Below are 23,427 nucleotides of genomic sequence, written 5' to 3' on the forward strand. Positions count from 1 at the left end.
CCGTGCGCGGCCTCGCCGTCGTAGCCGGTGGCAAGGTCGGCCGGCAGCACGCGCCACGACGATCCGTCGGCGCGGTACTGGCTGATGCGCGCCTCGCGCAGCACGTCGGCGTTCGGATTGGAACGGCGCAGGGCTGCGCACGCATCGGCGGCGATCTCGGCGAGGCGCTTGAGGTCGCGAGCATAGTCCTCGCGGGCTTCGCGGTGCACCCACGAAATGCCGGAACCGGGCAGGATGTCGTGGAACTGGTTGAGCAGCAGCGTCTTCCAGATGCGGTCCATGTCCTCGCGCGGCCACGCATAGAACGGATCGGCGATCGAGGCGGCGGCGCCGAGGTATTCGACCGTGCGCAGCAGCGATTCCTCCCGGCGACAGCCGCGCTTCATGTCCTGCTGCGAGGTGAGCGTGCCGCGGTGCAGCTCGAGGTACAGCTCGCCCTGGTATTCGGGCATTTCCTCGCCGGCGTTCGCCTCGAGCTGCGTGCGCGCCTTGGAGAAGAACTCGTTCGGGCTTTCGACGCTCACGCGGGAGACGCCTTCGAGGTTCTCGTAGCGATGCAGGTGGTCCATCATGTCGCGCGTGGGGCCGCCGCCGCCGTCGCCGAAACCGAAGAGCAGCAGCGAACGGTCGGCGAGGTCCTTGTCCTGGAAGTTCTTTTCCGCGTAGTCGAGCTCCTGCGCCTTGCACCATGCGGCATACGTGTCGGACGGCGGGAAGTGCGTGAAGATCGGCGTGCCGTCGATGCCGCGCCACAGGAACGAGTGGTGCGGGAATTTAGTGGTGTCGTTCCACGAGATCTTTTGGGTCAGGAACCACTCGTAGCCGGCACGGCGCGCGATCTGCGGCCAGGCGCCCGTGTAGCCGAAGCTGTCGGGCAGCCAGATGCCCTTGGGCTCGATGCCGAGCTTCTCCTTGAAGTAGCGCTTGCCGTAGGAGACCTGGCGGATGAGCGATTCGCCGCCGGGCAGCATGCCGTCGGCTTCGACCCACATGCCGCCGACCGGAATGAACCGGCCTTCCTTGATGCGTTCGAGCATGCGGGCGAAGATGTCCGGATGGTCCTCTTCGAGCCACTCGTACTGCTGGGCGGAGCTCATCGCGTACTTGAAGTCCGGGTCGGCGTCCATGAGGGCGAGCGCGTTGGAGACGGTGCGGGCCACCTTGCGGCGCGTCTCGCGCACCGGCCACAGCCATGCGGAGTCGATGTGCGCATGGCCGATGGCGCTCACCTGCATGGCGGACGCGTTGGAGGGCTTGGCGAGCACGCCGGCGAGTTCGGCTCGGGCCGTCTCGACCGTGCCGCTGATGTCGCGCTCGTCATAGGCGTTGAGCGAGCGCTGGAGCGCCTTGGCGAGCTGCCAGTAGCGCGGCGACGACTTGTCGGCGAGTTCCATGAGCTGGCATGCGACGTCGAGGTCGATGCGGTATTCGTCGAGCTCGCGGTTGAACGAGGTCAGGTCGGCGGAACGGAACACGTACGGTTCGTCGGGCTCGCCGGTGGCCTTCTCGCCGAGTTCGGTTTCGATGAACGGCGGCACGCCGAGCAGCAGCGGGTTGCTCGCGGCTTCGAGGTAGAGGGTGAACGTGCCGTCCTCGGCGACGGGCGTGTGCGCGGTGCCGTCGGCGTCCATGAACGGCACCCAGATGTTGAGCGGGTGCACGGCCTTGAGGGCGGTGCCGTCGGGACGGTAGACGAGGCCTTCGATGTGGCCGCCGCAGGAGTGCTCGTACCAGCCGAGGTCGAGGATGAGTTCGAGCGCCTCGCCGTGCTTCGGATAGCCGGCGGGCACCTGACCGGTCAGGCGGAACCAGACAGTGCCCCAGGTGGTGCCCCATTCGTGGCCGAGTTCGAAAGGCTTGAAGTCGATTTCGCCGCGGTTGAGCTTGGCGAAGAATTCGGCGGACGGCATGGGTTCGCCGGGAATGTCGAACGCCTCGACCGTAAGGCGTGCGACCGACGGGTGAATGTGCGGGTTGACGCGCTGCCGCAGGACGCGCTTGCAGCGTTCGAGCTGCTGTTCGGGTTTCAGAAACATGGTTGTCTGTCTTCACTCCCCTTGGTTGCTGGTGTCGCAGGCCGTTCGGCCACGTCGTTGTGTCCCCTGTGCGAGGGCTGGGCTGCCGCGCCTCGATCGTGCTGCGCGTCTCCGCCGCCGTAACTAAAGCGCTTTAGTACCATTCTGTCCAAGGAGCGGCGGCCTGTCAAGTTCCCCGCCGTCGCGCGTGTTTCGGGTCTCGACGGCATTCATGCCGGCATGAGGGCGGATACGAAAAAGCGCCACCCCTTGTGGGAGTGGCGCTTTTGTTGGTGGAGTCGCGGGGAATTGAACCCCGGTCCGGTGACCGAGCCCGCAGTCTTCTACGTGCGTAGTCTGCTGGCCGTTTGGCAGCTTTTCTGCCCCCGCCTATGTCGCAGACAACGGGCGGCGGGCATATTCGCAGTTAAAGTCCCGATGCAGCCCTGCAACGCAGCTGCATCAGCAAGTCTTCTTAACGACGCTCAGCATCCCCCCAAAGACGAGAGGGAGTGAACGGAGCGGCTGCTCACTGGTTAATCCTGGCGCGAAGCTCAGGCAGCGAGAGCGAACTCAGTGCGGTTAGATTTAGCACTTATTCTTTTGCCGGGGGCATCCACGAGCGGACCCGGCGTTCTCGGCACGCTTCCCTGCGACGAACAGGTCACCGTCGAAACCGATCGACCCCAATCTTGATTTATCAAGCTTCCGCTTGCGCGGATTTTTCAATATACGTCCGCGCAAGCGAAACGGCAAGTTTTCGCGCACGGCATAGCGTGTCGCGCGGCGCCGCCCGTCACTTGATGATCGGACGCGACGGCGCGGACACGTCGACCTGCGTCTTGTCACCAATCACGTTCGGAGCGGACAGGATCTTGTCGACGATCGCCACCTTGAGCTCAAGATCGGACGAATCACCCCACACCACCACGTGTTCGCCGCCGTTGAATTCAGTGGTGATCGAATCCTGCGTGCTCGCGGTCACCTTAGTGATCGACGTGCGCATCGCATCGGGCAGCCCGCCGAGCACTTTGAGCGCCTCCTTGACCGACTTGTTCTCCAGCGACGCATCAACGTCCTTCACCTCGATCACGGGAATGCCCTTGGTGGATGTGTGCCCCACCGTGTTGAGCACGCGCGCCTTGCTGTCCACGGCCACCATCTGCGAATCGGATGTCTTCAGCATGGCGGCGGGCTGTTGGGCGCTGATCTTGACGGCCATACCGTGCGGGTAGCGTTTGGTCACGTCCGCCTCGGTGACGCCCGGAATGTTCGTCAGCTGCGCCTTCACGTCTTTCGCGGAGACGAGCAGCAGCGACTTGCCGGACTGCTTGTCGGCAATGGCGAGGATCTCGCTGCGGCTCACCCATTCGTTGCCGCCGGTCACGCTGATCTCCCCGGTTTCCAGCCGGAGCACGGGAGAGAAGAACAGCAGCCACACCAGCGAGCACACGGCCGCGACGACGGCGACGGCCGCGGCCGCGCGCAGCGCGATCACGCGAGTGCCCGCCTTGCGCTTCTCTTTGAGCCGGGCGTTGAAGTCGATAACCTTCGGACGCGTGGGGATGCCGAGCACGCCGGACGTTTCCCGCAGCGTCTTGGTGACCACGTCCTCGCTGGGCATACGCCGCGCGTCAACGAACCCCCGATCGTCGCGCCGGATGCGACCCGGTTTGCCGGGCGCAGCAACGGACCGTCCGCCGTTCGCCCGTTTGGCACCCGACGTCTTACGCCCGGTCGCCGAGGATGCCGCGCGCGCGGCCGCCGTCCGGTGCTTCGCCGGCATCGATTTGCGGATGGACGGCGACGTTTCCGCGCCACCGTGCGCCGCACGGGAGGCGGATGACCTGCTGACCGGCATGGAACCGGTCGCCGGCGGCTTGCCCGAACCAGACGAGCCGGATACCGATCGCGCGGTGCGGGCGGCATGCGCGTTGCCGCCGCCCCGTCCCAGACCCGCCGACGAAGCCGTGCGGGAGACGCCGTTGCGCGGTACTCCTCCCTTGACGGCCTTCGAGGCTCCGCCCGACGCGGAACGGGCGACGCGGCGGCCCGCGCCGGTCGCGCCGGCGTCTTCGCCGCTGGAACTGACGACCCGTCGCGCCATCAGCGCCCGTCCGCCACSGCGATGCGCTTCAAGCGCGTGCAGCAGCACGTCGTCCATCTGCGTGACGTCGCCGGCGCCCACGGTGAAGATCACGTCGCCGTGATGCGCGCGCATGGCGAGCATCTGCGCCGCGACGCGCATGTCGTCGACCGCGCGGATCCACTGCCCGGCGGGTTCGTGCGCAAGACCGGCGGCCGCGTCGACGATCGTCTGCGCGGTGACGTCCGGGAAATCCTCCTGCTTTTCGCGTGCGGGGAAGATGCCGGTGACGATCACGTCGTCGGCTTTGGCGAGCGCCGCCGCAAACTCCCCGGCGAAGAACTTGGTGCGCGAGAACAGGTGCGGCTGGAACAGCACGCGGATCACCGACTCCGGGTAGCGCCGGCGCGCGGCGTCGAGCAGAGCGGCGATTTCGGTCGGATGATGCGCGTAGTCGTCCACCACGGTCACGTCGGCCACGGTGCCGCGCACCTGGAAGCGTCGGGCCGCGCCAAGGAACGTGCCGGCCGCCTCCGCCGCGCGGTGCGGGTCCATGCCGAGCAGCGTGGCGGCGGTGATGGCCGCGGTCGCATTGCGCGCGTTGTGCACGCCCGGCACGATCAGCGAGACGGGCAGGCGCAGGTCGTCGCCGCCGAGCAGCGTGCCTGGCAGCACGATCGTGAACCGTTCGGCGCCGCTGCCGCTAGCTTCGGTCTCCGATTCGATACGCACGAACGTCGCGCCGTTAAGATCGCCGAGCGCTTCGCGCGGCTGCGTCGAATACGCGATCGCGCGCGCGGCGACGGCCGGGGCGAGCGAGCGCAGCACGCCGAGCGCACCCTCGTCGTCGACGCAGATGATCACGTGTTCGCGTGCGTGGCCCGCGTGTTCGGCGAACGCGGCGTGATAGTGGGCCGCGTTGCCGTAATGGTCAAGATGATCCGGCTCGGCGTTGGTGATGATCGCGATGGCCGGACGGTATTTTTCGAAGCTGCCGTCCGATTCGTCCGCTTCGGCGACGAGCACGTCGCCGTGGCCCGCGTGTCCGCCGTCGAGCGTGGCACCGTCGGGCCCCTGGATGGAGCCGCCGATCGCATAGCTCGGGTCGGCGAGCGCGCCTTCGCCCGCATGTACGAGGATGTGCGCAAGCAGCGAGCTGGTGGTGGTTTTGCCGTGCGCGCCGGCCACGGTCACGGCCCGGCGGCCGTTCATGAGCAGCGCGAGGATGTCGCTGCGGTGCACGATATGTGCGCCGGCGGCATGCGCGGCGACGATCTCCGGATTGCTCGGCTTGATCGCGCTCGAGTAGACGACCGTGCGCGCGCCGGCCACGTTGTCGGCCTGCTGGCCGATTTCGACGCGGATGCCGAGCGATTCGAGGCGGTCGGTTTTGGCACCGCGCTCGCGGTCGGAGCCGTCGACGTCGACGCCTTGCTCGTGCAGCATTTCGGCGAGCACGCTCATGCCGGCGCCGCCGATGCCGATGAAGTGGGTGCGGCCCAGTTCGCCGGCCGTCTGTACTTCACCGAATGCGGCGTGCGTGGGATCAAGGACGATGGTTTCGTCCGTGGTGGTTTCTGACAACGTTTTCTCCTTGGTTTCTGTCATAGGCGACGTGATGGGACCTGAACGTCGTGGCGTGCGTCACCGCGCGATGTCGAGCACAGTGCGGGCCATCCGGTCGGCCGCGTCGCGAATGCCGTACCCCCACGCCTTTTCGCCGAACTGGCGCAGGCGGATCGGGTCGTCCAGCAGGGCGGGGACGTGCTCGTGCACCCAGTCGGCGGTGAAGTCGCGGTCGGCGACCATGAGCCCGCCGCCCGCCTCGACGACGGGCTGCGCGTTGAACCGCTGTTCGCCGTTGCCGATGGGCAGCGGCACGTAGACGGCGGGCAGGCCGAGCGCGGCGAGTTCGGACACGGATCCAGCGCCGGCGCGGCAGATCACGAGCGCGGCGCACGCGAACGCGAGATCGATGCGTTCGAGATATTCGGCGACGTGGTAGTCGCCGCCGGATGCCGCGTCGTCGAACAGTCCCGACAGCGCGTTCTCGCCGGCCTCGCGCGCGACGGTGGCGCGTACCTCGTCGATTTTGCCGCGGCCGGTCAGGTGGATCACCTGCGCGGATTTGAGCAGGTCGGCGGATGCCTCGGACACGGCGCGGTTGAGGCTGAGCGCGCCGAGGGAGCCTCCGGTGACGAGCACGAGCGGGCGCTTCGGGTCGATGCCGAGTCGGGCCGCGGCCTCGTCGCGCACGGCGACGCGGTCGGTTTCCAGTTTCCTGCACAGCGATGCGATGGCCGGGCGCAGCGGCAGGCCGACGCGTTCGATCGTCGCGCCGGGCGCCGGCTTCAGCCCGGTGTTGGCGTACGCGGTGCCGATGTAGGCCGCCCAGCGGGCGCCGAGCTTGTTAGCCATGCCGGCGCGCGCGTTCTGCTCGTGGATGACGATCGGAATGCCCATGCGGTGCGCCGCGGCGTACACGGGCGCGGAGGCGTAGCCGCCGAATCCGACCACCACGTCGGCGTGGCGGGCCTCGAGGATGGAACGCACCTTGTCACCTTCCCGCTTCCAACGCATCGGGAAGCGCAGCGCGTCAAGATTGGGCCTGCGCGGGAACGGCACCTTGTCGATGGTGTCCAGTTCGTAGCCGGCCTGCGGCACCAAATCGTGCTCGAGGCCGACGGCGGTGCCGATGACGCTCACGCTGGCGTTCGGTTCGATGCGGCGGATGGCGTCGGCCACCGACAGCAGCGGATTGACGTGTCCGGCGGTGCCTCCGCCGGCAAGTACGACATTCACGGTTTTCTTGCTCATATTCATCGTCTGCCAGTCTACGTTCCCTTATACCCATACGCGTCCGCACGCTGCCTGATGGACGGCGTTGCGGATGGCGCGTCACGAACGGCGCGTTTCGGCTTTGATCTGCGGTTGGCTGCGCATCATGCCCACCGCCACTCCGGCCGCGGACAGACACATGAGCATCGACGATCCGCCCGCCGAAACGAACGGCATCGGCACGCCGAGCACCGGGAACAGGCCGACGACGACGCCAATGTTGACAAGCGCTTGGCCGACGATCCAGATCATCACGCACATCAGCACCATCGACACGTACCGGTCCTTGATCTGCAGCGCCACGACGAGCAGGCACCAGCCGATCGTCACGAACAGCAGCACGACGATCATCGTGCCGACGAATCCGGTCTCCTCGCCGATGATCGCGAAGATAAAGTCGTTGTGCGCGGCCGGCAGATAGTTCCACTTCTCGCGCGAATTGCCGAGTCCGACGCCGAGCAGGCCTCCCGACGAAAGCGCGTACCGCGCGTGGACCGACTGGAAGCACAACGTGACCTGCGTGTCCGTGTCGGAGCACGAGTACGCGGCGAACACGCGTTTCAATCGGTTCGAGCTGGTGATGACGAGCACCAGCACCAGCACCGACAGGGCGCCGGCCAGCATGGCCATGTATTTGAGCGGGAAGCCGCTGATCATGAACGCAACCACGCCGATGAACACGATGATCATAGCAGTGCCGAGATCCTTGCCCAGCAGCACAAGACCCAGGCTGGACGCGTACACGCCGCCGGGCACGATATACGCCTTCCATCCTTCGCGGCGGAATCGCTTGGCGGCCAGTTGCAGCGCCCCAGGCAGCCAGATGCACAGCGACAGCTTGATCAGCTCAGCCGGCTGGAAGGTGATCACGCCGCGAATGCCGATCCAACCACGGTTGCCGTCCACGTCGATGCCGAGCGGCGTGAGCGTGAGGAACTGCAGGAACATGGCGGCGAACACGGCCGCACCGCCTACCTTGCGGTAGAGGCGCGCGCCGCAACGCGACAATCCCAGCGCGCACAGGAAGCCGCCCACGCAGTACACGCCCTGGCTCATGGCCTGCTTCCACGGAGCGTATCCGCGGGCCACCATGTCCACCGACGAACTGGAGAACACCATGATGACGCCGAACACAGAAAGCGCGAGCACCGCCACCACGAATCCGTGGTAGCACCACAACGGGTTGAGCAGGCCCGCAAGCCCGCCGAACCCGGCGAAATCGCCACGGTCGGGCTCCCGCAGGGGGCGCATCGGCATTCGCCGGTTCCCCGGGCCATCACCGGTGCGGACGCGTCCGGCCGCGTCCCCCGCACCCTTGACGGATGATCCGGGGGACGTCTTATCAGAGGAGGCGATGCGTCTAGCCTTCGGCATGCTCGCTCACCCAGCGGCGCGATTCGGCCGCAAACTGGTCGCCGCGATCCGCGTACGACTTGAACTGGTCCATCGAGGCGCATGCGGGGGCCATGAGCACCACGTTGCCGGCCTCTGCGTAGGAACCGGCCGCGTTGACCGCACGCGCCATGACCGTGGCGTTGTCGGCCGGGTCGATGACGGTGAGCGGGATTTCCGGCGCACTGGCGGCGAACGCGTCGAGCATGGGCTGCTGGTCGCGGCCGATGATGACGGCGGCCTTGATGGTGTGCGCCTGATCGGCCACGAGCTTCTCGAACCGGCTGCCCTTGGCGAGGCCGCCCGCGATCCACACGACGGACTTAGCACCGAAGCTGTTCAGCGACGCGTTGGCGGCGTGCGCGTTGGTGGCCTTGGAGTCGTCGACGAAGCGGATGGCCTGCGCGCCGCTGCCAGCCGTGGCGACAGTCTGGATGCGGTGGCCGCCGGGGGCGAACGCCTGCAGCGCGCGCACGGCCGTGTCGCGGTCCGCGCCGTAGCCGAGCGCGAGCGACAGTGCGGTGAGCGCGTCGGCGAGCAGATGCGGGTAGACAGTGCCGTCCGGCTCGGTCAGATGCGTGAATTCGGCGACCGGCGCGACCTTGGTCGCCTCCCCCGGCGTGCCGCCGGCGACGCCGCTCATGTCGACGATCCAGCCGTCCGCCACGCCGATCTGGCCGGCCTTGGGCGCGCCGAGCGTGAAGCCGACCTTGCGGCAGCCGTCCGCGGTTTCAGCCTGCTCGGCCAGACCGGTCACGCGCGCGTCGTCGGCGTTGTACACGAGCGTCTTCTTCACGCCGTGGAACACCTTGGACTTGTCGGCCGCGTAGTTTTCGATGCCGCCGTGCCAGTCGAGATGGTCGTCGGCGATGTTGGTGATCGCCGCACAGTCGAGCGCCAGCGAATATGTGAAATGCAGCTGGAAGGAGCTCAGCTCGACGCACAGCACGTCGTTGGCCGCGTCGATGGCCGCGTGGGAGACGGCCTTGCCGATGTTGCCGACCGCCGGGGCCTTCAAACCGCACGCGGTGAGCATTTCGGAGGTCATCTCCGTGGTGGACGTCTTGCCGTTGGTGCCGGTGATGCCGATCCAGCCGGCGTGCGCGCCCTTGCCGTCGCGGTCGGCGCGCAGCCACCAGGCAAGCTCCACCTCGCTGATCACGGGGATGCCACGACGCTGCGCCTCGAGGATGAACGGGGTGCGCGGGTTGAACACGGGCGACGTGCACACCAGATCGATCGCATCCCAGTCGACGTCGTCGAAGGATTTCAGGTCGGCGTCCTCGCACCGCTCGTCCACGCCGATCGCCTTCGCGCCGTGCGCGCGCAGCACGTCCATCATGCTGCGCCCGGAAATGCCGAGTCCCGCGACCAGCGCGGTCTTGCCGTTAACGTCCATATCCGCTCCTTACCGAATGATCGGAACCGCAAACGGTTCCCTATCGTATATCCGCTTTGTGTCCTCGCGATCGCGCCTTCCGCGGCGTCGGCGTCGCACAACGCCGACCGTCGTCACAGCAGTCCGGAACGCGCGGCCCAGTCCGCGTAGAAGACCATGAGGCCGCACAGCACGAACAGGAGCTCGATCATCCAGAAGCGCACCACGACCTTCGTTTCGGTCCAGCCGCACAGTTCGAAGTGGTGGTGGATGGGGGCCATCTTGAACACGCGCTTGTGCGTGGCCTTGAAGTAGCCGACCTGGATCACGTCGCTCATCGCCTCGATCACGTACAGGCCGCCCATGATCACGGCGAGGAACTCGGTGTGCGTGGCGATGGAGAGCGCCGCGAACAGGCCGCCGAGCGCGAGCGAGCCAGTGTCGCCCATGAAGATCGTGGCCGGGTTCGAGTTGTACCACAGGAATCCGAAGCAGGCGACGGCCGCGCACACGGCGATGACGGTCAGGTCGAGCGGGTCGGACACCGCATAGGAGAAGCCCTGGTGCGTGCCGCCCTTGATGTGGTACGCCTCCCAGAACGCGATGATCGCGTAGCCTGCGAACGAGATCATCGACGAGCCAGCCGCCAGGCCGTCAAGGCCGTCGGTGAGGTTGACCGCGTTCGTCCACGCGGCCATCAGGAAGTTCACCCACACGACGAAGAGGATGATCGAGATGAGCCGGCCGGCGAATTCGAAGCTGATGAACGGCGTCTCGATAAAGCTCATACCGGCCTGCGCGCTCGGGAATCCTGACTTGGTGGGGATAATCAGGGCGAGCACCGCGTAGATCGTGGCCAGGATGAACTGGCCAATGAACTTGCCGCCGACGGTCAGGCCCTCGTTCTGCTTCTTGCGCACCTTCGCGAAATCGTCGACGAAGCCGAGGCAGCCCATCGACATCATGGCGAACAGCACGAGCACCGCCGACCACGAGGGCACGCTGCCGGAATTGAGATACCGGTACAGCGCCGAGGCGGCCCAGCCGAGCAGCACCGCGAAGTTGATCACCACACCGCCAAGCGTCGGCGTGCCGCGCTTGATCTGGTGGGACTTGGGGCCGTCCTGCCGGATGTACTGCCCGTAGTGCAACTTGTGGACCAGTCTGATCAGCATCGGGGTGCCGACCATGGTGACGACCAGCGACACCAGGATGCCAATGATGAGCGAAATCACGATTGCTTCTCCACTCTCGTTTCCGTATGGGTTGTCGTATCGGGTATGCCGTCGTGCGGCGGGAACGTCACGCCGTCGGGTTCCAGCGCGATGCGAGCGCGCTCAGCCCGGACGCGTGCGATCCCTTGAGCAGCACGAGCGCGTTGGCATGGTTTCGGACAAGGTCCGTGGCCAGATGGTCGGCCTCGTCGGCTCCATGCGCAAGCTCGACCGTCGCGCCGGATCCATCTGCCGCGGACTCGTCCCGCGCGCCTTGCACCAAATCGGCGGCCAGCGCGTCCAGATGCGGGTCGTTCGCCGAGCTGACCGCGATCACCGCGTCGATGCCGGCGCGTACCGCGTCCGCGCCGATACCCCGGTGCAGCTCGCCTTCGTCGCCGCCGAGCTCGAGCATCGCGCCGAGCACGGCGATGCGGTACGGTCCGGCAGCCTGCGCCTGTTCCGTCTGCGGTTCGCGGGCCGTCTTCCCCCACGATGCCAGCGCGTTGATGCCGGCGCGCATGGAATCCGGATTGGCGTTGAACGAGTCGTCGATGAGCGTGAACGAGACGCCGTCGCGCGTCACCGTGGACACGGCCATGCGGTGCGCGCTGATATGCGTCTGCTCGCCCAGCACGCGGGCGATGTTAGCGAGTCCCAGTCCGCAGCGGCGAGCGACGCTGGCGGCGGCGAGCGCGTTCATCACGTTGTGTTCGCCGCGGATGCCGAGCGTGACGTGCACGGTTTCCGTACCGTCGGTCATGTCGAAATACGGATGGTCCGTGGCGTCCTGTCCGATGTTCCGGGCCGTCAGTTCGCCCGGATGCGCATGGTCGGGGTCGATGCCAAACCACAGCACGTCGCCGGGCACGAGCGGCTCCATGGCGGCTACGTGCGCGTCGTCGGCGTTGAGCACGCCGGTGCCATCCGCCACGAGTCCGCGCACGATCTCGCTTTTGGCCTGCGCGATGCGTTCCACCGAGCCGAATTCGCCCAGATGCGCGCATCCGACCTTGAGCACCACGGCGATGTCCGGCGGCGCGATGGTGGTCAGTCGGGCGATTTCGCCGACGTGATTGGCGCCCATTTCGGCCACCAGGAACCGCGTGGAGGCTCCCACCTTGAGCGCGGTCAGCGGCAGGCCGATCTCGTTGTTGAATGAACCGAACGGGGCGACGGTCGGTCCCAGTTCACCCAGCAGCGCCTTGAGCAGGTCCTTCGTGGTGGTCTTGCCGACCGAGCCGGTGATGCCGACGATCGTGAACGGATCGGCCTCGGCGCGGCGGCGTTCGAGATTGTGCCGGGCGAGCAGGCCCAGCGCTTCGACCGTGTCCGGCACGAGGATCTGCGTGATCGGCGCGTCGACCTCGTGGCCAACCAGCGCGCACACGGCACCGCGGGCGGCCACGTCGGCGAGGAAGTCGTGCCCGTCGACGCGCTCTCCGGCGATCGCCACGAATACGGAGCCCTCCCCCGCTTCGCGCGAATCGCTTACGGCCGACGTCGCGACCGGTCGGTCCGGGTCGAATCCGGGCTGCACGTGAATCAGCGCGCCTCCCGTCGCTTCGGCTATCTCGTTGGGGGTCATCGGCATCATAGCCGCTTCGCTCGTCACTGTCTGTACCTTTCCTTGCGAACACAATCTCATTTGTCGTCGTTCCGCGCCGCATGTACCGTCCGCGCCTGTCTGCGGGGCGGGAGTCGTTCCTCGGCTACCGGTTCAGGTCGTGGTTGACCCGCAGCGCGTTCCTGATGTTGTTCTTGCGCACGCCGGCGGCCATCACCATGGCGATCGCCAGCGACGAGCGCTTGACGTCGGCCATGTCCGCATCGGCCAGGGGCGAGAACTGCATGGCGATCTGGTCCGATTCGCCGGTCCGGCCGATCAGATGCGTCTGGTCGTCCATCACGAACCCGTATTTCGACTGGTCGGCGCGCGCGATCGCGCCCTTGCGCGGATCGCTGTCCATGCCGTCCACGCCGAGCACGTCAATGTTGACGCCGCTGAGCGCGCCGTCGCGGAACGTGTCGTCGTCGAGCGCGACGATCACGGCCGCCGCGCCGTCCTCCTGGCACACGCCGAGCGTGCGCTGCACGTCGAAGATGCCGAGCGGATAGTCGAGCGCCAGCTGGCGTTCCAGCGATTGGGATCCGAACGAGCCGATCACGCTGACCGGATTGCCGAGCATGTGCAGCAGCCGCGACAACTGGCGTACGTTGGCTGCGACGTCGCTGCTGGCCGGTCCCGCCACGGCGAAGACGGCCAGCATGCTTGCCGGCGCGCCAGACATTTCCGTGGACAGTTCGCCAATCTGCGCGTCAGTCAGGTCGCCGAACAGCAGCGGCAGTTCGCAACCGTCGAGTTCGTCGCGCATCGCCGCTGGCACGAGCGCCGCGTACGCACCACGTTCCAGCGCCTGCTCCATCATGTTCTTCGGATTGCCCTCCGCCATGTCGCGCGGCACAAACAGCGCGCCGGCGGACACAGATTCCACGTCGTCGGCCAGCGACGTGACGGTCACGTTCGACGCGAACGACGGCTCCAGCTCGCATCCGTAATGGTCGGTCAAGTATCCCAGCGTCATGCGACGCGCCACGGCCTCGCTCACCGAACTCATCCGATCACCTGTCCTTTTTCCCTGTCGCGCATGTCCCGCTCACCATTCCACCGGGATAGCATCCGTGCGCTTGGCCGAAGTCGGCACATTGTATTTCTGCATAAGGAATTCACCGATGTCGGCGAACACCGGGCCCGCGGTCAGACCGCCGAACGAGCCGACCTTGGCGTCCTTCATCACCACCGTGATGACGAAGCGCGGATTGTCGGCAGGAATGATGCCCGACCAGTCGGAGATGATCGACGAAAGCGTGCCGTCGTCGCCGGCGACCTCGGCGGTGCCGGACTTCGCCGCGATGCGGTAGCCGGGCACGGACACCATGTTGCTGTACAGGTCGGAGACGGATTCCATCGCGTTGAGCACCTGCTTGGCCACGTCCTCGTCGACCACGCGGGTCGAGGCGCCGGTCTTGGCTTCGGTGACATGCCCCTGCGCGTCGGTGACGGACTGGACGAGCTTGAGCGACGGCATCACACCGCCGTTGGCGATGGTGGCAATGGCGCGCGTGATCTGCAGGGCGTTCATCGTGTAGCCCTGGCCGAACAGCACGGTGTTGCGCGTGCGCAGGTCCCAGTCCTGCCAATTTCCGAGCATGCCGGCGGATTCGCCCGCGAGGTCGAGGCCGCTGAGCGTGCCGACGCCGAACTTCTTCAGGTATTCGTGGCGCTTCTCATCGCTGTAGTTCGTGGCGGCCATGATCATGCCAACGTTCGACGAGTTTTTGAGGATGCCCGCGTACGTCCACTGCTCCGCGCCGTGCGTCTCCGCGTCCTTATACGTCTGCCCGTCGGACGTGGTGATCGTGTCGGGCACGGTGAACCTGTCGGTCGCCTTGTGCAGGCCCTCCTGCAGTTCGCCGGCCATGGAGAACACCTTGCCGATCGAGCCGGGTTCGAAGGTCGAGCTGACCACGCGCGACGAATTGAGCTTCGCCGCGTCGGATCCGGCCTCGTACTCGTCGGTGTCCTCAAGGGCGAGGATGCCGCCGGTTTTCAGGTCGTACACTACGCCGAGCGCCCAGCTCGCGTTGTACTTCTTAATGCCGTCGAGCAGCGCCTTCTTGACGTACCAGTCGACGTCGCCGTCGGTGGTGAGCGTCACGTCGGAGCCGTTGACGGCCTCCTTCGATTCGGTGAGCGTGCCGGGAATCTGCTCGCCGACGTTGTTGCCGCGCTGGTAGACCTGATAGCCGTCGGTGCCGTTGAGCGTGTCGTCGAGCGATGCTTCGAGGCCGGCGACGCCCTTGCCTTCGTCGTCGATGCCGCCGAGGATCGGGCCGAGCAGCGTACCGTCCGAGTACACGCGTTCGTTGGTCAGTTCGCCGTAGACGATGCCGCCGAGGTGCAGCGCCGTGATCTTGCGCTTGATTTCGGGCGTCACGTCCTTGGCGAGCACCACGTAGCGGCGGTTGGAGTCGCTCATTTTCGCGCCGAGCTCCATCGCGTTCGTGCCCTTGAGCACGCTGGCGAGCAAGCGCGCGACGGCGGCCGCACCAGTGACGTCAAGCGACTTGCCGTTGATCTGATGGCAGTAGCTTTCGGTCCGTTTCGTGCATTTGACCGGTTCGAATTCGTTGGCCAGCATCGGGTCCGCCACGATGTTGTACCGTTCGAGGCTCTGCGCGAGCACGGTGCCGTTGGTGTCGAGGATGCGGCCGCGCTTCGCGTTGAGCGTGATGCGACTGGTGCGCTCCTGTTCTGCGGCGATGGCGGTGCTGCGTCCGAGCAACTGGACGAACGCCATCTTCGCCACGCAGGCGGAGGCCACGAAGGCCAGCACCAGCGCGATGGCGATGCATCGCATGGCGAACGCCCGCGTCTTGTCGGTTTTGCGAATGCCGTTCACTGCGTGCCGCCCTTGCCGTTCGCGGCGGTCTTGCCGTCGCCCTTGTAGCCGCTCAAATCGATGGTCAGCGATCCCTTTTGCAGGGTCATGCCCATTTTTTCGGCCTTTTCGGGCAGGGACGTCTGCAATTCGTCGAGCTTGGCCTGATCCTCCTCCACGTCTTGGGTGAGGATGGTGATGTTGGCCTGCACCTCGGCCGCCTCGAACGAGTTCTCCACCATCTGCGTGCGCAGCAGCAACGCGCCGATCAGCGTGGCCGCGAGGAACACGGCCGACGCGGCGATATGGAACAGCGACGTGCTGCGCGAGCGCGTCCATACGATGAGGCGGGCCAACCCGCCGGACTGTCCGGCCGGCTTGGCGCCGCCCTCGACCACATGCAGGCTGGGGCGCGTCGGGGCCGCGGCGGGTTCAGGACGCCGGCTTTCGGGCACCGCATTGGAGCGTACGGTTCGTCCACGGCTTGGCATCAGCGATTCCTTCCTTGCCGGCCCTGCTGGCCCTGTCGTCCGCCGCGCCGGCGTTCGGCCGCGCCGCGTCGGGCGTTGTTGTTCGGTTCAAGCTGCTTCATCCTAGATTCGGGAATCGGCCTGACGAGTTCGACGGCGCGCAATCGCACCGACGCGGACCTCGGGTTGGACGCGATCTCTACCTCGTCGGCCTTGACCGCGCCGCGCGTGAGCTCGCGGAAGAACGGCTGTGCCTCCGGGGGAATCATCGGCAGGCCGGCCGGGGCGTCCACCTTCAGCCCCTGATTCATGAACGACTTGACCGTCTTGTCCTCCAGCGAATGGTAGGACTCGACGACCAGACGGCCACCGACGGCCAGATGCGCGGCGATCTGCGGCAGCGTGCGCGCGAGCTTGTCCAGTTCGCCGTTGACTTCGATGCGCAGCGCCTGGAACACGCGTTTGGCGGGGTTGCCGGCGGGACGGTGCGCCTGCGGCACGACCTCGTCGACCAGACGGTTGAGCTGGGCGGAGGTGGCCAGCGGCTCGTGCGCGCGGCGGGCGACGATCTCGCGCGCGATCTGCCGCGCGAAGCGTTCCTCGCCGTAATCGCGAAAGATGCGGGCGAGCGATTCAGCGTCGTAGGTCGCCAGCACGCGTTCGGCGGTCAACGGCTGAGACACGTCCATGCGCATGTCGAGCGGGGCGTCGTGCGAATACGAGAAGCCGCGATCGGTTTCGTCGATCTGCAGGCTGGACAGGCCAAGGTCCATGAACACGGCCTGCACTGCATCGACGCCCTGATCGGCCAGCACGTCCGAAAATTCGTCGAAGGCGGCGTGCACGGGCGTGAACCGGTCCGCCAGCCCTTCGCGCCTCATGCGCTCGGTGGCGAGGCCCAACGCCTCCGTATCGCGGTCGATGCCGATGAGCCATGCCTGCGGCGCGGCCTTGAGGAAATGGGTGGCGTGCCCCGCCAGCCCAAGCGTGCAGTCCACCGCCACGGAGCCCGGCTTCGCGAGCGCGGGCGCGACAAGCTCCACGCACTGCTCGAGCAGCACGGCTGGTGAATGGTCGTGATATCGGTCATCAGAATCCCACCGCCGGTAATACGTCGTCGGCCATGTCGGCATATCCCTGCTCCTGAGCAGCGAGATATTCCTCCCAAGCCTTGCTGTTCCAAATCTCCGCACGGGTGCCCACGCCGATCACCACCACGTCGGTGCCGAGGTTCGCGTAGTCGCGCAGCATCTGCGGCACGAGCACGCGCCCCTGCTTGTCGGGTTCCTGGTCGACGGCGCCGGACAGGAACACGCGCAGGTAGTCGCGCGCGGCCTTGTCACCCAGCGAGGTGCGCTGGATCTGCATGGCGATGCGCCGGAACTCGGCCTGCGGCAGCAGGTACACGCAACGTTCCTGGCCTCTGGCCATGATGAGGCCGGGGCCAAGCTGGCTGCGCAGTTTCGCGGGCAACGCCAACCGTCCTTTCGAGTCGATCTTCGGTGTGTAGGTACCCAGCAGCAGCGGAGGCAATGTCGGCGCAGCCGTCCCCTGTACGGTCTGCGGTGCCGGGGAGGTGGTCTGAACGTCCGCCATGAGCTGATCGTCCATGCATCCACCTCCTTTTCCGGTCATGAGATGCCTCCGGCCACAACTGATTCACCACTTTACCCCACTGTTCCCCATGGAAACCCACTTCTCTACATTTTCCGCGCCTTTTTGCGGTTCCTTCACCCTTGCGGCGCGTTCCAGACGATGACGGCGCGGGCACGCTGGCGGGCGAGTGCTTCAGACGGGCGGCTGTCCTGCGGGATTCCGGGACGGTCTAGGCCGATCTGGGCCGCCCCGGTGACGGCGTTCATCGGAAGTTCACTCTCACCCGCGCGTTCGCCGCCGTACGGTATGGGCCTGGGAGTAGATTGGAATGCCTGAGTTTTTCGGCACTTGCATACGAAACGGAGGGTCATGTCGAGTTACTCGTCGCAGATCCAGGAGGAGCAGCGCGCGGTGGACCGGGCGTACGCGCGCCTCGACGCGCTGCGGGCGCAGGTCAAGTCGCGTCTTGACACGGTGAGGGCCGCCGGTTCGCACGGATCACCCACCCAGCGTACCGAACGCGACTCCTTCGCCACCATGTACGAGGACCGTCTCACGCAGATGCGCGCCGTCGAGGACCGCCTCGTGTTCGGCCGTCTGGACGACTCGCACGGCAACCGGCGCTATATCGGCCGCATCGGCCTGTCCAACGAGAACCACGAGCCGATCCTCACCGACTGGCGCGCGGAGGCGGCCCGCCCGTTCTACGAGGCGACGCCGTCCCACCGTGGAGACATCGTGATGCGCCGTCATCTGACGCTGCGTTTCCGAGAGGTGGTGGGCATCGAGGACGAGGTGCTCGACGTCGATTCGAGCCAGATCGACGACGCGGCCGCCTCCGGCACGCTGACCGGCGAGGGTGCGCTGCTGGCATCGCTCAGCTCGCGGCGCACCGGCAAAATGACCGACATCGTCGCCACGATCCAAGCCGAACAGGACCGCATCATCCGGTCCGATCTCAACCGCGCGGTCGTCGTGCAGGGCGGCCCGGGCACCGGCAAGACGGCCGTCGCACTGCATCGCGCGGCGTATCTGCTCTACACGCACCGGCGCATGCTCGAACGTTCCGGCGTGCTCGTGGTCGGCCCCAGCCCGACGTTCCTGCGCTACATCGACCAGGTGCTGCCGTCGCTGGGAGAGACCGGCGTGGTGAGCCGCACTATCGCCGATCTGCTGCCCGGCTTCTCCATCACGGCCACGGACGAGCCGCTCGCCGCCCAGCTCAAGGGCGACCGCCGCATGGCGCGGCTCGTCGCCGACGCCGTCGCGGCGCGCGTGCGGGTACCGGCCGACCTGCCGACGATCAACGTCAACGGTTTCCCCGTGCCGATGAAGGCGGTCGACATCGAACAGGCGCAGGCCGACGCGCGGCGCACGCATCAGCCGCACAACAAGGCCCGCGAGACGTTCGTCAAGAGCATGCTCTCGTCGCTGCGCGCCCGATATGCGGAGCAGCTGGACTATACGCCGGACGAGTCCGAGATGTCGCGCGTCACGTCGCTGCTGCGCATGAACGACAAGGTGCGCAAGACGCTCAATCTCGCCTGGCTGCCGATGACGGCCACCTGGCTGATCGACCAGCTGTGGGCGCATCCCGAACGGCTGCGCCGGATGGCGCCGTGGCTGACGCAGGAGCAGGCCGACGCGCTCGGCCGTCCGAAGGGCTCTCCGATGACCCGTTCGGACGTGCCGCTGCTCGACGAGGCGATGGAGCTGCTCGGCCCTGATCCGAAGGCCGCGAACCGTGCCGGAGACAAGGATGCGGCGCGTGCCGAGGAGGAGCAGTTCGCTCGTGACACGCTTGCCCAGGCCGGCATCGGTTCGGGCATCGTCACCGCGCAGATGCTGGTGGACAACATCAACGGCGGCGACGTGGAGTTGACCGCGCAGCGCGCGGCGAACGACCGCGAATGGACGTACGGGCACATCGTCGTAGACGAGGCGCAGGAACTCACCGCGATGGACTGGCGCATGCTGGTGCGCCGCTGCCCCTCTCGTTCGTTCACCATCGTGGGCGACGTGGCACAGACCTCCGCGCTCGGCGGCACGCGCACCTGGGCGCGCACGATGAACCGCGTGTTCGGCGAGGGCCGTTGGGATCTCAACGAGCTGACCATCGATTACCGCAACCCGCAGGAGGTTTCCGACCTCGCCTCGCAGTTCGCGGAACGTGAGGGACTGTACATTTCCACGGTCAAGGCCGTGCGCCGCATTCCCGATTCGGTGCGGCGCGTCGTCGTCGAGGATCGTGCCTCGCTGCTTGACGACGTTGCGGCCCGCACCGTGGAGCTGACCCGCGAGTTCGTCGGACGCGACGGCACCGGCCGTGTGGCGGTGATCGCGCCTGATTCGCTGCGCGACGACGTTCGCGCGCACATCCGCGCGGCATTGCGCGGAGCACTCGACGCCGTCGAGTTCGAGCGCCTCGCGGCGCAGAACGCGTGGGATGAACAGGTGACTGTCTGCGACACGCAGGAGGTCAAGGGACTCGAATACGACGCGGTCGTCGTCGTGGAGCCGGGCGCGATCGAGCAGGAGGCCCCCTCGCGTCTGGTCGCCGCCTCGGACCTCTACGTGGCGATGACCCGACCGACCCAGAGGCTGCTTATAGTGCGGACCTCCGATGACGAAAACGATCTGACCATCTAAGGTGGGAACCATGCCCAAAGCACTGTTATTGGAAAATATTCATCCGTTCGCCGCGAAATCGCTGCGCGACCACGGCTTCGAGGTCGAGACGCTCAAGGGCGCACTGGGCGAGGACGAGCTGATCGAGGCGCTTGACGGCGTCGATCTGCTCGGCATCCGCTCGAAGACCAGCGTGACCCGCAAGGTGATCGACGCCCGACCGAACCTGACCGCCGTAGGCTGCTTCTGCATCGGCACCAATCAGGTGGACCTGCCCTATGCCGGCAAGAAGGGCATCGCCGTGTTCAACGCGCCGTACTCCAACACGCGCTCCGTGGTGGAGCTGGTGATCTGCGACATCATCTGCCTGCTGCGCCGCATTCCGGCCCACACGCACCACATGCGCCACGGCATGTGGGACAAGACCGCCACCGGCTCGCACGAGGTGCGCGGCAAGACGCTCGGTATCATCGGCTACGGCAACATCGGTTCGCAGCTGTCCGTGCTCGCCGAGGCTCTGGGCATGCGCGTCGTGTTCTACGATATCGAGGAAAAGCTCGCGATGGGCAACGCCCAGCGCTGCGAGACGCTCAATGAGCTGCTCGAACAGTCGGATGCGGTCACGCTGCATGTCGACGGGCGCAAGTCGAACACCGGTTTCTTCGGCGAGGATCAGTTCGCGCATATGAAGCAGGGCGCGATCTTCATCAACCTGTCCCGTGGTTTTGTGGCGGATCTGGATGCGCTCAAGCAGCATCTGGACTCCGGGCACCTGTCCGGTGCGGCCGTGGACGTGTTCCCGGTCGAGCCGAAGAAGACGGGAGACCCGTTCTCCACGTCGCTGGCGGAGGAGGACAACATGATCCTGACCCCGCATATCGGCGGCTCCACGCTTGAGGCGCAGGAGGCCATCGGCCATTTCGTCGCGCAGCGTCTCGAAGACTACTGGTTCAAGGGCTCCACGATGCTGTCGGTGAACATGCCGCAAATCACGCTCAACTCGCTGCCGGGAACGGCGCGCATCGCGCACCTGCATGCGAACCTTCCGGGCGTGCTGGCCCGCGTGAACCGCGTCCTCGGCGAGGAGAACATCAATATCGCAGCCCAGGCCCTCGGCACCGAGGGCGAGCTCGGCTATGTGGTAACCGATGTCTCGCAGACGCCAAGCCAGGAGGCGTTGGAAGCCCTGCGCAACATCGAGGGCACGATCCGCATGAGGGTCATCAGCTGACCCGGCTGTGTGCGGTCGGCACGCATATATATCCAGGCGAGGGGTGGGAATGTGCGAACATTCCCACCCCTCGCCTGTGTTGACCCGTGTTGAGCCGGTCGCTACGGCCGCGACGCATAAGGCTCCGTGCCGCGCATAGCTGTCCGTGACGTCGCACAGACTGCATCATTCGGTCGCGGGGCGGCAGCCGCGGCCTTTTCGTCCCTGAGTTCGTCGATGGCGTGCTGGAAATCCTCCAGCCCGTTGAAGTTCTGGTACACGCTGGCGAATCGCAGGTAGGCCACCTCGTCGAGCTCCTTGAGCGGGGCGAGGATCGCTTTGCCCACGTCTTCGGAGCGGACTTCGGCGAGGCCGCGCGAGCGCAGGTCCTCCTCCACGCGCTGGCCGAGTGTTTTGAGGTCGTCTTCGTTGATGGGCCGCCCTTGGCATGCCTTGCGCACGCCGGAAATCACCTTGTTGCGGTCGAACGGCTCCATGTTGCCCGATCGTTTCGTCACCAGCAACATGGTGCTTTCCACCGTGGTGAAACGCCGGTGGCATTTCAGGCATTCGCGTCGCCTGCGGATCGAATGCCCGTCATCACTGATGCGGGTATCAACGACTTTGGTATCCGGTTGCTGACAAAAAGGACAATGCATGTTCCCAACAATAGCGTGAAACATGCGAAAAACATTCATGCACGGGGTTTCGCGCCGGCCTCCCGCCGGCGCCGGACCCTTTCCATCCATCAACGGCCCCGCCGTGCGGCGTTCCTCCGGGTCTGTTCCATTCACGCTCATTCCTTCGGCACCCGTATCTGCTGTCCGGGTTCGATCTGCGTGTCGTCCATGTGATTGAGGCGCATGATCAGCTCGACGTTCTCCGCCACGTCGCCTCCCTGCGGCGTGATCCGTTCGGCATACGACCACAGCGTGTCGCCCGGACGCACCGTATAGCTCGTGGTCTCTGATGCCGACAGCGAACGGGGATTCGACGGCATCACCGTCAGCAACACGGCCGAGGCCATCATCACGCACAGGCCGAACGCCGCCACGGTCTGCAACAGCTTCGAGACACGGCTTTCGGCACGGCTTCCCCTGCCGACCGCTCCGGCGGTTCCTGCGATTGCGTTCATGGCGACCACATCCTTTCGAACAGTCGTTCTATCGAACAGTTGTTCCGATTGTGGCACAGCTGTTCGAAAATTGCAACGCGACACGTCGAACAGATGTTTGATTTCGTGTGAAGTTCACGGTATGCTGAGACCAACACGAAAGGAGCCGACCGTGAGCACCATCCCCTTCACCCCCAAACGGCCGCAGGAAAGCACCCTTACCGACCGTCAGCGCAAGGTCTTGGACGCGATCCGCATCCATGTGGCCAACAAGGGATTCGTCCCGTCTTTCCGCGAGATCGGCGAAGCCGCCGGCCTCAAAAGCCCCTCATCGGTCAAGCACCAGCTGCAGGTGCTTGAGGAAAAGGGATTCATCCGCATGAACGCCAACAAGGGGCGCGCCATCGAAATCGTGGCGGACGCCCCGGTCACCCCCGTCGCTCAGCCTTCGCCTTCAAGCGCGACGACCGTGCTGCCGTTCCCCGACCCGCGCGACACCGCCGCCAGCGCGTCAATCCTCCAGTCGCGAGATGTACCGCTGGTGGGACGCATCGCGGCCGGCGTGCCGATCACCGCCGAACAGCATGTGGATGATGTCATGCGGCTGCCCGAGCGTTTGACCGGAACCGGCAACCTGTTCATGCTCGAGGTGCATGGCGATTCGATGGTGGACGCCGCCATCTGCGACGGCGATTTCGTGGTGGTCAGGGAGCAGCAGTCCGCGGAGAATGGCGACATCGTGGCCGCACTGCTGGGTGACGAGGCGACAGTGAAGACTTTCCGCAACGACAATGGCCATGTGTGGCTCATTCCACACAATCCGGCCTACTCCCCTATTGACGGCACCCACGCGCAGATCATGGGCCGCGTCGTCACCGTGCTGCGCAAACTCTAGAGTTCGCGCATCTCCGATCGGCTCGTAGCACTGCCCCGCGCCCGGCCTGGCGCGGGAAAAAGCGAAGGTCAATGCCGCGCATTCGTCGCAGCTGGCGCCGGCAGCCGGTATCCCCCGCGTTCCCGTTCACCGTCTTCCGGAGGGAGCGA

15 protein-coding genes, 1 other RNA gene and 2 pseudogenes are annotated in these 23,427 nt (G+C 66.2%); 3 read left to right on the forward strand and 15 right to left on the reverse strand.

Annotated elements, in window-relative coordinates:
* From BBIA_RS00005 to mraZ, 13 genes and pseudogenes are all read right to left on the reverse strand, one after another.
* A partial coding sequence (locus BBIA_RS00005) for a glycoside hydrolase family 38 N-terminal domain-containing protein (protein WP_476559201.1) occupies positions 1-2,036 on the reverse strand: 2,036 nt, incomplete at its 3' end.
* Positions 2,037-2,306: 270 nt separating this feature from the next.
* Positions 2,307-2,703: a transfer-messenger RNA gene (gene ssrA / locus BBIA_RS13615) on the reverse strand.
* Between the two features lie 108 nt (positions 2,704-2,811).
* On the reverse strand, positions 2,812-5,685 hold the full coding sequence (gene murC / locus BBIA_RS14730; RefSeq protein WP_238548372.1) for a UDP-N-acetylmuramate--L-alanine ligase: 2,874 nt from the start codon (positions 5,683-5,685) through the stop codon (positions 2,812-2,814).
* A gap of 60 nt (positions 5,686-5,745) precedes the next feature.
* Entirely contained in the window at positions 5,746-6,918 is a 1,173-nt protein-coding gene (locus tag BBIA_RS00015; protein ID WP_033495091.1) for a UDP-N-acetylglucosamine--N-acetylmuramyl-(pentapeptide) pyrophosphoryl-undecaprenol N-acetylglucosamine transferase, read from the reverse strand.
* Between the two features lie 81 nt (positions 6,919-6,999).
* A complete protein-coding gene (locus tag BBIA_RS00020) occupies positions 7,000-8,196 on the reverse strand; it encodes a peptidoglycan glycosyltransferase FtsW (RefSeq protein ID WP_152600614.1) in 1,197 nt (398 codons plus the stop codon).
* A 103-nt stretch (positions 8,197-8,299) separates the two neighbouring features.
* On the reverse strand, positions 8,300-9,730 hold the full coding sequence (gene murD, locus BBIA_RS00025) for a UDP-N-acetylmuramoyl-L-alanine--D-glutamate ligase (protein ID WP_033495093.1): 1,431 nt from the start codon (positions 9,728-9,730) through the stop codon (positions 8,300-8,302).
* 113 nt (positions 9,731-9,843) lie between these two features.
* Positions 9,844-10,944 (reverse strand): phospho-N-acetylmuramoyl-pentapeptide-transferase, encoded by a 1,101-nt coding sequence (gene mraY / locus BBIA_RS00030; protein ID WP_033495095.1) that lies wholly within the window; start codon positions 10,942-10,944, stop codon positions 9,844-9,846.
* A gap of 67 nt (positions 10,945-11,011) precedes the next feature.
* A complete protein-coding gene (locus BBIA_RS00035; RefSeq protein ID WP_033495096.1) occupies positions 11,012-12,520 on the reverse strand; it encodes a UDP-N-acetylmuramoyl-tripeptide--D-alanyl-D-alanine ligase in 1,509 nt (502 codons plus the stop codon).
* 115 nt (positions 12,521-12,635) lie between these two features.
* Positions 12,636-13,541, reverse strand: coding sequence for a hypothetical protein (locus tag BBIA_RS00040; RefSeq protein ID WP_033495097.1), 906 nt, complete (start codon positions 13,539-13,541; stop codon positions 12,636-12,638).
* A 39-nt stretch (positions 13,542-13,580) separates the two neighbouring features.
* The gene (locus BBIA_RS00045; protein ID WP_051923587.1) at positions 13,581-15,344 is read right to left on the reverse strand and encodes a peptidoglycan D,D-transpeptidase FtsI family protein; all 1,764 of its coding nucleotides are present in this window, start codon (positions 15,342-15,344) and stop codon (positions 13,581-13,583) included.
* Positions 15,345-15,382: 38 nt separating this feature from the next.
* Positions 15,383-15,856, reverse strand: a complete 474-nt coding sequence (locus BBIA_RS00050; protein WP_033495099.1) for a hypothetical protein — start codon at positions 15,854-15,856, stop codon at positions 15,383-15,385.
* Positions 15,856-16,925, reverse strand: a pseudogene (gene rsmH, locus BBIA_RS00055) (16S rRNA (cytosine(1402)-N(4))-methyltransferase RsmH). Before rsmH ends, BBIA_RS00050 begins: the two are co-directional and overlap by 1 nt.
* Complete coding sequence (mraZ, locus tag BBIA_RS00060; RefSeq protein WP_081891742.1) at positions 16,925-17,431, reverse strand: division/cell wall cluster transcriptional repressor MraZ; 507 nt, start codon at positions 17,429-17,431, stop codon at positions 16,925-16,927. Before mraZ ends, rsmH begins: the two are co-directional and overlap by 1 nt.
* A gap of 369 nt (positions 17,432-17,800) precedes the next feature.
* Here mraZ and BBIA_RS00065 point away from each other — a divergent pair, with 369 nt between their 5' ends.
* Positions 17,801-20,080: a HelD family protein gene (locus BBIA_RS00065; RefSeq protein WP_033495101.1), complete on the forward strand. Its 2,280-nt coding sequence runs from the start codon at positions 17,801-17,803 to the stop codon at positions 20,078-20,080.
* A gap of 10 nt (positions 20,081-20,090) precedes the next feature.
* Positions 20,091-21,290, forward strand: a complete 1,200-nt coding sequence (gene serA / locus BBIA_RS00070) for a phosphoglycerate dehydrogenase (protein ID WP_033495102.1) — start codon at positions 20,091-20,093, stop codon at positions 21,288-21,290.
* A gap of 194 nt (positions 21,291-21,484) precedes the next feature.
* On the opposite strand, the pseudogene nrdR reads toward serA, so the two are convergent.
* Positions 21,485-21,928, reverse strand: a pseudogene (gene nrdR / locus BBIA_RS00075) (transcriptional regulator NrdR); the annotation flags it as partial.
* Between the two features lie 137 nt (positions 21,929-22,065).
* Complete coding sequence (locus BBIA_RS00080; RefSeq protein WP_051923579.1) at positions 22,066-22,404, reverse strand: LysM peptidoglycan-binding domain-containing protein; 339 nt, start codon at positions 22,402-22,404, stop codon at positions 22,066-22,068.
* Positions 22,405-22,555: 151 nt separating this feature from the next.
* Between BBIA_RS00080 and lexA the strand changes: the two genes are divergently transcribed.
* Positions 22,556-23,278, forward strand: a complete 723-nt coding sequence (gene lexA, locus BBIA_RS00085) for a transcriptional repressor LexA (RefSeq protein ID WP_033495103.1) — start codon at positions 22,556-22,558, stop codon at positions 23,276-23,278.
* The last annotated feature ends 149 nt before the right edge of the window (positions 23,279-23,427 follow it).

It is taken from the genome of Bifidobacterium biavatii DSM 23969, assembly GCF_000741165.1.
Taxonomy (GTDB): Bacteria; Actinomycetota; Actinomycetes; order Actinomycetales; family Bifidobacteriaceae; genus Bifidobacterium; species Bifidobacterium biavatii.

What these genes read in the sequence shown, in the direction of transcription:
- BBIA_RS00015 (WP_033495091.1), bottom strand. Translation starts at nt 6,918, where the DNA reads ATGAGCAAGAAAACCGTGAATGTCGTACTTGCCGGCGGAGGCACCGCC.
- BBIA_RS00020 (WP_152600614.1), bottom strand. Translation starts at nt 8,196, where the DNA reads ATGCCGATGCGCCCCCTGCGGGAGCCCGACCGTGGCGATTTCGCCGGG.
- murD (WP_033495093.1), bottom strand. Translation starts at nt 9,730, where the DNA reads ATGGACGTTAACGGCAAGACCGCGCTGGTCGCGGGACTCGGCATTTCC.
- BBIA_RS00035 (WP_033495096.1), bottom strand. Translation starts at nt 12,520, where the DNA reads ATGATGCCGATGACCCCCAACGAGATAGCCGAAGCGACGGGAGGCGCG.
- BBIA_RS00040 (WP_033495097.1), bottom strand. Translation starts at nt 13,541, where the DNA reads ATGAGTTCGGTGAGCGAGGCCGTGGCGCGTCGCATGACGCTGGGATAC.
- BBIA_RS00045 (WP_051923587.1), bottom strand. Translation starts at nt 15,344, where the DNA reads ATGCGATGCATCGCCATCGCGCTGGTGCTGGCCTTCGTGGCCTCCGCC.
- BBIA_RS00050 (WP_033495099.1), bottom strand. Translation starts at nt 15,856, where the DNA reads ATGCCAAGCCGTGGACGAACCGTACGCTCCAATGCGGTGCCCGAAAGC.
- mraZ (WP_081891742.1), bottom strand. Translation starts at nt 17,431, where the DNA reads ATGGCGGACGTTCAGACCACCTCCCCGGCACCGCAGACCGTACAGGGG.
- BBIA_RS00065 (WP_033495101.1), top strand. Translation starts at nt 17,801, where the DNA reads ATGTCGAGTTACTCGTCGCAGATCCAGGAGGAGCAGCGCGCGGTGGAC.
- serA (WP_033495102.1), top strand. Translation starts at nt 20,091, where the DNA reads ATGCCCAAAGCACTGTTATTGGAAAATATTCATCCGTTCGCCGCGAAA.
- BBIA_RS00080 (WP_051923579.1), bottom strand. Translation starts at nt 22,404, where the DNA reads ATGAACGCAATCGCAGGAACCGCCGGAGCGGTCGGCAGGGGAAGCCGT.